Source organism: Vibrio sp. Vb0598 (genome assembly GCF_033338935.1).
GTDB classification, from domain to species: domain Bacteria; phylum Pseudomonadota; class Gammaproteobacteria; order Enterobacterales; family Vibrionaceae; genus Vibrio; species Vibrio alginolyticus.
Map to the genome: position 1 here is coordinate 1 of NZ_JAWOTP010000140.1, position 1311 is coordinate 1311.

Sequence of the window (1311 nt, forward strand, 5' to 3'; positions counted from 1 at the left end):
GGCTGTCCTTCATGATAGAAAGACGACGCTCAACCGTCATACCGCCGCCAATGCCATCCGCCATATCAGTCAAACCATCTTCGTGAAAAGCACCGGTGAGCAACAGGCTGAACGCCATGGTTAATACAATAGCAACGGAATCAGGGAAAATAAGTTGAGTGAAGTAGAACACAAGCGCGCAAAGCACACCAAGAATCACACCAACCAAGGCAAAATATCGCCCGGCTTGGTTCATACGCTCTTCGCTGTAAGGTAAGTCACTCGGTACAGGCAAGCGGCTAAAAAAGCTCACAGCCAAGAGGAATAGCTCCATTTGATAGCGTAGCGTTGCTTGTCGTGAACTTTTTGACTCAGACACTAAACCGTTACTCCCGCACTCTCAAAACTGGCCATTTTATTATAGAACTGTGCAGCGGCCTTCAATAGCGGCAATGCCAACGCAGCACCTGTTCCTTCACCGAGGCGGAGCCCTAAATCCAGCAAAGGTTCGGCTTTTAATGACTCCAACACAAACTTGTGTCCGTTTTCTTCTGAACGATGTGCAAACAGCATGTAGTCACGTGTTTCTTCGTCTAGTAACGTGGCAACATACGCCGCGACAGAGACAATAAAACCATCGACAAGCACTGGCGTTTTTAAACGCTTCGCCTCAAGGAACGCCCCGACCATCTGTACGATTTCAAATCCACCAACTTGCGATAATACGGCTTTGGCGTCTAGACCTCGACAACGACTTACCCCTTGAGCAACCAACTTTAACTTTCGGCTCAACTGCTCTGAGTTGATGCCCGTACCAAGACCAACACAGTGGTTTACCTCAAGCGGGCTGAGTGCCGCCAATAATGCGGAAGCCGAGCTGGTATTTCCAATGCCCATCTCGCCAAACATCAGTAAGTTAGATCCTGAATAGATGGTGCTTTGCGCCACTCTTGCACCATATTCCAAACCAAGCGCTACTTGTTCAGAAGACATCGCCGCTTGCTTTGAAAAATTGGCAGTGCCATTTCCTAAACGCTGCTCAATTAAATTCGGATGAGATTTAAACTCAGGAACCATGACTTCGATTGGCGCAAGCATACCGCAGTCAATCACTTTGAATTCGATTTGGTTTACATCGCAAAAGCAGTTAATTGCCGCACCTCCAGCAAGGAAGTTTGCAACCATTTGCTGGGTAACTTCACTCGGTGCGATGCTAATGCCTTCTTTCGCAACACCATGGTCGCCAGCAAACACCAACATCGTTGGCTTGCGAATAACAATCTCTTCTACGGCTTGTGCTTGATCTTGGCTTTGAATCAACGCTAACTGCAA

General features: G+C 47.8%; 2 protein-coding genes. Both read right to left on the minus strand.

Going from position 1 to position 1311, the window contains the following annotated elements:
* Positions 1-313, minus strand: a 313-nt coding sequence (locus R7Q38_RS23575) for an adenosylcobinamide-GDP ribazoletransferase (protein ID WP_318114492.1), incomplete at its 3' end; no start/stop codon positions are given.
* Between the two features lie 44 nt (positions 314-357).
* Positions 358-1311 (minus strand): nicotinate-nucleotide--dimethylbenzimidazole phosphoribosyltransferase (gene cobT, locus R7Q38_RS23580; RefSeq protein ID WP_318114491.1); only part of this gene is annotated, 954 nt, incomplete at its 5' end.